The 7,841-nt window shown below is 69.0% G+C and carries 4 protein-coding genes and 1 tRNA gene; 1 reads left to right on the forward strand and 4 read right to left on the reverse strand.

Features of this window, described 5'->3' with window-relative positions:
* Positions 1-184 precede the first annotated feature (184 nt).
* The 4 genes from VE326_09935 to VE326_09950 all read right to left on the reverse strand — a co-directional run bounded on the left by VE326_09935 (position 185) and on the right by VE326_09950 (position 3,865).
* A complete protein-coding gene (locus VE326_09935) occupies positions 185-1,684 on the reverse strand; it encodes a phospholipid carrier-dependent glycosyltransferase (protein HYJ33526.1) in 1,500 nt (499 codons plus the stop codon).
* Between the two features lie 14 nt (positions 1,685-1,698).
* Positions 1,699-2,856, reverse strand: coding sequence for a TIGR03088 family PEP-CTERM/XrtA system glycosyltransferase (locus VE326_09940; protein HYJ33527.1), 1,158 nt, complete (start codon positions 2,854-2,856; stop codon positions 1,699-1,701).
* 81 nt (positions 2,857-2,937) lie between these two features.
* Entirely contained in the window at positions 2,938-3,684 is a 747-nt protein-coding gene (gene bla / locus VE326_09945; protein ID HYJ33528.1) for a subclass B1 metallo-beta-lactamase, read from the reverse strand.
* A 104-nt stretch (positions 3,685-3,788) separates the two neighbouring features.
* Positions 3,789-3,865, reverse strand: a tRNA-Arg gene (locus VE326_09950).
* Positions 3,866-3,999: 134 nt separating this feature from the next.
* Between VE326_09950 and VE326_09955 the strand changes: the two genes are divergently transcribed.
* A complete protein-coding gene (locus VE326_09955) occupies positions 4,000-7,683 on the forward strand; it encodes a CheR family methyltransferase (GenBank protein HYJ33529.1) in 3,684 nt (1,227 codons plus the stop codon).
* Positions 7,684-7,841 lie beyond the last annotated feature (158 nt).

Below are 7,841 nucleotides of genomic sequence, written 5' to 3' on the forward strand. Positions count from 1 at the left end.
AAGAGCAGGATCCCGGCGATTCCGACAGGGATCGCGGAATCCCATGGCGGCGGAAACGCGCCCGCGTGCTGCCGGAACATGAAGAAGAGATAGACGTCCGCCGCAACCACCGCGGCGCTCGTGAGCATGGTGAAGAAGCGCGCCACGCGGCGCTCGGTCCAGAACCCGGCCATGGCGGCGGAGTCTAGCGGTAGGGATCGCTCGAGGGAATGGTCACCGGCAGATCGGGCCCGGCGCGCATCAGCGCCCATGCCCCGGAGCGGACCCACACGCGATAGTGCGCGGAGTCGGGGCCGGCGATCTCCGCGGTGCGGCGCGTCGCCACCAGCGCCAGCGCGCCTCCATCCAGCGCGGCGCGCACGGAATCCGGATCCGATGTCGGTTTCGTGAGGCCGTGGTCCGAATAGAAGAGCATGAAGTTCTGGATCGACCAGTAGCCGTTCGCGTAGTTCACGATTCGCGCGCCGGGCGCCGCCGCCGTCGAGACCGCGCGCGCGATGGTATCGAGACCCGGGAGGCGCTCCGCCCCGCGGCGCGATGGCGCGAAGTTGAGCGCGAGGGCGAGCGTGGCGAGAAGCGCCAGGCTGCCGGTCACCGCGCGACGCCGCGTGGATTCGCCGCGAAACCAGGCGTCGAGCGAGAGCGAAGCGGCCAGGGCGAGCGCCGGAAACGCCGTCATGATGTACCAGAGCTTCTTCTCGCGCCCGGCCGACATGACCCCGATCACGATCACGAGCCAGAGCAGGATCAGCTTGGCCATGTCAGGCGACAGCGTGCCCGTCACCGGGTTCCGCTTCACGGCGCGCCGGACCGCGAGCACGATCCCCCACACCGCGACCGGGAGCCACGGCCAGTAGTAGGTAGCGAGATCGCGTGCGTAGCCGAGGTAGTTGATCCATCCCGGCTCGCCGCTCGTCGGCGCGAAGCCGCGCTCCAGGAGGAGCCACCGGAAGTGCTCCTCGACGAACTGGGCGCGATGCGCGCCCAGCTGGGCGAGATACCAGGGAGCGACCGTCGCCGCGGCCGCGAGCGGCGCGAGCCAGAACGGAAGCCGGAGGAGATCCCTGGCCCGCCCCGTCCAGGCGAGGTGGAGGGCCGCCACGACCAGCGGGAAGAGCCCGAGCACGTTCTTCGTGAGGACCCCCAGGCCGCAGAGGACTCCGAGCAGCGCGTAGAACGCGGGGCGTCCCTCGCGAGCGCGAAGGTAGGCATGCATGGCCAGGAGGAAGAGGAGCGTCAGGAACACGTCGAACATGGCGTGCCGCGAGTACTTGAGGAAGTACTGCGTCGTGAGCAGCACGACGGCGGCGCACCACGCCGCGAAGGCGCTCAGGCCCAGACGGAGCGCCAGGCGGTGCAGCAGCACCACGCAGAGCACCCCCGCGATCGCCGAGGGAAGGATCGCCGCCACGTTGCGCACGCCGAGGAGGAGAAAGGACCCCGCCATGAGCCAGAGGACGAGCGGCGGGTTGTCCAGCGAGACCTGGCCGTCGTAATGCGGCGTGACCCAGTCGCCGCCCGCCACCGTCTCCTTCGCTTTCTGGGCGTAGTAGCAATCGTCGAAGTTGGCCAGGTACCCTTCGCCGAGGTGGGCGAAGACGATGAAGACCGCAAGCAGCGCGAGCGCGAGCGTGGCCGCGGCGGGACGGTGTGGGTCGAGCGGGGTGGCCGCTTGCGGCGCCACCGGAGAGGCCGGCGTCAAGCGGCTGCCGCGGGAGCGGGACGCCCCCGCCGCGCTCCCTCGTCGTAGAGAGCGGCGTAGCGCGTCACCATCCGCTCCAGGCTGAACTCCGCGCGGGCCCGCTCCCGGCCGGCGGCGCCGTGGGCCGCGGCGAGCGCGGGATCCTCCGAGTAGCGTGCGAGCGCCGCGGCAAGCCCGGCCGGATCGGAGGGAGGCACCAGGAGTCCCGTCCTCCCCTCCTCCACCAGCTCGGGATTTCCCCCCACACGCGTGGCGACCACAGGCAGCCCCGTCGCCATCGCTTCGAGGATCGTGTTCGAGATCCCTTCCGCTTTCGAGGGAAGCGCGAACAGATCGATCGCGCGGAGCTGCTCGGCGACGTCCTCGCGTGCGCCGGGGAGCGACGCGGCCTCCCATGCGCCTCCCTCGCGAAGGCGCGACTCCACGGCCGCGCGCAGCGCGCCATCCCCCACCAGGACCAGCCGCACGCGAGCAGCCATGTCGGGTCGGGACCGGCGCAGGAGGAGGAAGGCTTCCACCAGGTTCAACGGATCCTTCACGTCCTGCATGCGGCCGACCGTGCCGATCGTGAACGAACCCTCCTCGCGCGGGGCCTCGCGCGGTCGGAAACGGTCCACGTCGACGCCGTTGTAGATCTGGGTGATCCGCCGCGGCGCGATGCCGACCCGTTCCGCCAGGTAGCGCTCCTGGTGCTTCGAAAGCGCCACGAAGCGGTGCACGAGGGGCGCGTGAAGGCGGCGATTCCAGGCGTTCTTCCGGTTCCTCCCCTGCAGATCGTCGGTCTCCCAGCCGTGCTCGCCGTGGATGCGCCAGGGGACGCCCGCGATCGCGGCCGGGAGGAGCGCGTCCATGCCGGAGGGGTTTCGGGTGTGCACGATGGCGGGGCGAATCCGCCGGAACAGCCGGACGAGATCGGGAGTGACGCGCCCCACGCCGCGCTCGTGCACCCCCATCGCGAACACCTCCACGTCGGGGCGCGTGATCCGCCGGCGGAAGTCGTCGTAGTACGCCATGCAGACGACGGCGTGGCGGTAGCGGTCGGGCGGGATCCGATTGATCAGGTTGACGAGCCCGTTCTCCAGCCCGCCCATGCAGAGGTGGTAGAGGACATGGGCGACGAGAGGAGGCTCCCGATACGCGGCGCGGCCGTTCATGCTGCGCTCCTGTGGCATTGCGTCACGGGGCGGGAGGATAGCACGCGCGCGGGCCGTGCGGTCGGCCCCGCGCCGACGTGCCTAGCGACGCGCGCTCAAGAGATCGAGCGTGTGCGTGAGGAGATCCTTGCCGCCTTCCGCGCCGTGGCCCGGCACGACGATCGTGGTCGCAGGATAGCGCTCCATCGCCCGTCGGATCGCCCCGGGCCAGGCGTGCGTGTCCGCATCGGCGAGATTGCCGAGCGACGTCGCATCGGCCGACTTGACTGCGCATCCACCGAAGAGGATCCGTTCGGAAGGGACCCAAACCATGACGTTGCCCGGAGCGTGCGCGGTCCCGGGATCGAAGACCTCGACGGACCCGATCCACTCGGCGTCTCCGGCCCGTCGCAGATCCGCGAGAGGATGCGACGGAATCGGCAGCCCGGCTTCTTCGGCCTTCGTGATCGTGAGGGGGTGCGCAAACACCGGAATTCCGCGGCGACGGAGCACGTCCGCTCCTGCAAGGCGGTCCATGTGCGCATGGGTCACGATCGCGCGGCGCACCGGCAGCTTGATTTCGCGAGCGATCCGATCGAGGAGATCGACAGTCATGAGCTCGCCCCATGCCGTGTCGATCAGGACGAGCCCGTCCTTCTCCCGGACCACGAGGCCGTTGGCCGGGATCACGTGACCGTCCGGGTAGTCGTAGAGCGAGGTGTGGATCCAGACTCCCGGACGGAGGAGCCGGAGCTCGACCGAGGGGCGGGACGGGCTTGTGTTTTCGGGGGATGCCTTGGCTCTGGGATTCGGCCGCGCCGGTGCGGCTGCAGAGAAAGCGAGAACCATGAGAGAACCCGCGAGGAGCCCCCGACCGAACGAACGTGTCGGCATGGAACCGTCCCCCTGCTCTCAGGCGCTTGCTGGGAGGCTACCGCTGCTATCAGGTGAAATGGTGCGCCCGAAGGGATTCGAACCCCTGGCCTTCTGCTCCGGAGGCAGACGCTCTATCCAGCTGAGCTACGGGCGCAACGAGCGGATCATACTACCAGTTACGGGGATTGCGTGCAGCCCCAGAAACCGAGAAAACGCCGATGTTCGGCGGCGATGGCGGGAACGCCTCCGCGCTTGATTCCCTCCGGTTGCGAGACTAGCGTTGTTCGCATGACGCACCAGGGTGACGGACCGGTCGACGGACATCTCGTTGTCGTGGGCTCCTCCGCCGGGGGCATCGAGGCCCTCTCGGTGCTCGCCTCGGGGCTGGGCAAGGACTTTTCCGCCCCGGTGGTCCTGGCCCAGCACCTCGATCCCTCCCGGCCCAGCCAGCTCGCCGGAATCCTCGAGCGCCGCACCGACCTCCCCGTGGTGACCGTGACCGGGGATACGGTGCTCGAGCCCGGAACGATCTACGTGGTGCCCGCCAACCGCCACGTGCTGATCCGCGACGGCATGGTCGCGCTCGGCGCGGATCAGGCCGACCGGCCGCGCCCCTCGATCGACCTCCTGCTCTCCACGGCGGCCCGTTCCTACGCCGACAAGCTGATTGCCGTGATCCTGACCGGTTCGGGGTCCGACGGCGCCGCGGGAGCCGTCGAGGTGAAGGAGCACGGCGGCACCGTCGTGATCCAGAACCCGAAGACCGCGGCCCATCCCTCGATGCCCTCGGCGCTTCCGCCGACCGTCGTGGATCACGTGTGCGATCTCGAGGAGATCGCCGCGCTGCTCCGGGACATCCTGAGCGGAGCGATCATCGAGAAGCATATCGAGACCGTGGATCGGGGCGCGCTCGACGAAATCCTGACGATGGTCTCGCGCCACGGCGACGTCGATTTCCGCCAGTACAAGTCGGCGACCATCCTCCGCCGGATCAGTCGCCGGATCGCGGTCAACCATCTGCAAAGCATCGACGAGTATCGGGACCTCCTCGCGGTGCGGCCGCAGGAGATCGACGATCTGATCCGCTCCCTCCTCATCAAGGTCACCGACTTCTTCCGCGACGGTGAGGCGTTCGAGTTTCTCGAGCAGAAGGTGATGCCCGATCTCATCGAGGCCGGGCGCGCGCGCGGACGCGTTCTCCGTTTCTGGTGCGCGGGCTGCGCCACGGGCGAAGAGAGTTACTCCCTGGCGCTCCTCGTGGCCCACGCCCTCGGCCAGGAGCTCCCGGAGTGGAGCGTGCGAATCTTCGCGACGGATGCCGACGAGGAGGCGATCGCGTTTGCCCGGCGAGGGTTCTACCCTCCCACCGTGCTCAAGAACCTGCCGGAGGAGTATCGGAACCAGTTCTTCGAAGCTTCGGACCAGGGCTACCGCGTCATCAAGCAGCTCCGGCAGATGATGATCTTCGGGCAGCAGGATCTGAGCCGCGGCGTTCCCTTCCCGCGCATCGATCTCGTGACCTGCCGCAACGTGCTCATCTATTTCCGTCCCGAGCTGCAGCAGGCGGTGCTCGACCTGTTCGCCTATTCGCTTCATCGGACCCACGGCTACCTCTTCCTCGGAAAAGCCGAGACGGCCCGCCCGTCGCGGTCCACCTACGAGATCGTCCAGAAGAGATTCAAGATCTATCGCTGCGTCACCGGTCCGATGCCGATGCCGGTGCGTCCCCCGGACGGCCGGCGCGTGGAGGGTGCCCCGGATATGGCCGCGGCCCCCGAGCGACGATCCGCGTCGGAGCCGCACGGCGACGACGGCGAGTCGCGGCGTATCCACGAAGCCCTCCTCAGGACCCTTCCGCTCGGCGTCTGCGTGATCGACCGCTCCTATCGCATCCAGAGCATCAATGCGGCCGCGCGGCGCCTGCTCGGGGTGCGCGAGGCGGGGACCGAGCAGGACTTCCTGCACACGGTGCGCGGACTTCCCTACGACGAGGTGCGCGCCGCGATCGACCGGACCTTCCGGGAGCGTTCGATCTCGGTGCTGCCGCAGATCGAAATGCGCGAGGGACTGGGCGAGGCGCGCTATCTGGCCCTCCAGATCGTTCCCATGGAGGGCCAGGCCGATATCGCGATCGTTTCGGTGGAGAACGTGACCGAGCTGGCCCAGATGCAGCGGCGGATGCAGGCGGTGCAGTCGGAGCAGACCCAGCTGGCGTCCGAGCTGAGCGCGGCCAATCGCCGCCTGACCGACATGAACCAGAACCTCCAGGACGCGAACGAAGAGCTGCAGGCGGCCAACGAGGAGATGATGCTCACGCAGGAGGAGCTGCAGGCCACGAACGAGGAGTTCGAGGCGACCAATGAGGAGCTGCAGGCCACCAACGAGGAGCTGGAGACCGGCAACGAGGAGCTGCAGGCCACCAACGAGGAGCTCGAAACGACGAACGACGAGCTTCAAGCGCGCACCTCGGAGCTCCAGGAGATGGCGCGGAACCTGACCGGCGAGCGGCACCGGCTTTCCGAGATCGTGGAGCGGTCCCCGCTTCAGGTCCTGCTCCTGCGCGGGCCGGCGATGATCATCGAGACCATGAATCCGCAGCTGGCCATGCTCGTCGAGGGTTCGCCCGCCGCCGGGCGGCGCTTCGAGGAGGCCTGCGTCGATCCCGCCCTGGGCGAGCTGCGCGCGGGCGTGCGGCGGGCCTACTCCGAGGCGCGTCCCTGGCAGAGCGGTCCGACGAGGCTCGTCTTCGGCGAAGAGGAGCGTCAGCTCGAGTTTCTGGCGGTCCCCACGCACGACGCGGACGACGTCGTCGACGGGATCGCCCTGTATGTCGAGGACGTCACCGCGCGGCGCCGGATGGAAGAGGCGGAGCGTCTGGAGAAGCTCAAGCTGATGCTGGAGGGCGCCGAACAGGTGGCGCTGGCTATGTTCGAGGCGTCCGGAGGCCGGCTGGTGGACGCGAACCGCCGCTACTTTGACGTGATTCAGCGGCTGCGCGGCCTCGGACCCGACGAAGCGCGCGGCCAGGACTGGCGCCGCCTCTGGCTCCAGGGCGAAGACACCTCGTCCCGGTTCGCCGAAGTCCTCGCGATGCGAAAGCCGCTGCGTCTCGATGAGATTCACGTGGGCGAGGGGAACGACACATCGGTCTGGGACTGCAGCCTGATCCCGATCGCCTCGGCGGCTGGAGGCTCGGTCGATCACGTCATTCTGAGCGCCGTCGAAGTGACGAGATCCGTTCTGGCGCGGGAGCAGCTCGAGCAGCTGGACCGGCTCAAAGACAATTTCCTATCCCTGGCCAGCCATGAGCTGCGCACGCCGCTCACTCCCCTTTCGGCCTACGCGGAGGTGCTGGCGAATCTGATCGTCGAGAAGCGGCGCGATGCGGACTGGGAGGCGCGGGCCAATGACGTCGTCTCGAAATTCCGGCGCCAGGTGGCCTACATGTCGCGCCTCACGGAGGACCTGGTGGACCTGGCGCGGCTGCGGTCGGGACAGCTCTCGCTGGAGGTGAAGCCGGTGGAGCTCCGGCGCGTGCTGGAGCAGGCGCGCGATCAGTCGGCCATGGAAAGCACCGCCGCTCCCGTGGAGCTGGAGGCCGCGCCCGGCGTCGTCGTCCTGGGGGATGAGATGCGACTGGTGCAGGTCGCCCACAACATTCTGTCCAACGCGCTCAAGCACGCGACGGGGACGGACAGGGTCGTCGTGAGCACGCGGACGCGTTCGGAGAACGGCACCCGCTGGGGGCGCGTCGAGGTCGCCGATGACGGCCCCGGGATCCCGGCCGCCTATCGCGGGGACCTGTTCCAGCGCTTTCTCCGGCAGGAAGGGGACGGGCGCGCGGCCCGGGGGGGGCTGGGCCTGGGCCTGTTCATCGCGGCGCGCATCGTGGAGCAGCACGGCGGCCGGATCGGCGCCGAGCATCGCGACCCGGGGACGACGATCTGGTTCGAGGTACCGCTGGCCCCGTAGCCGGGTCGCGCTTCGCGACTGGGATGCCCTACCGGCTCTCAGCCGCTCCGACGGCGCAGGCCCGATCCAGGACTTCCTTCATCCGCTGCCATTCGGTGGGCTTGCGAAGGACCGCCACGGCCCCGATCCGTTTCCCCGCCGCCTGCGCCTCGGCCAGG

It is taken from the genome of Candidatus Binatia bacterium (genome assembly GCA_035631035.1).
Lineage (GTDB): Bacteria > Eisenbacteria > RBG-16-71-46 > SZUA-252 > SZUA-252 > DASQJL01.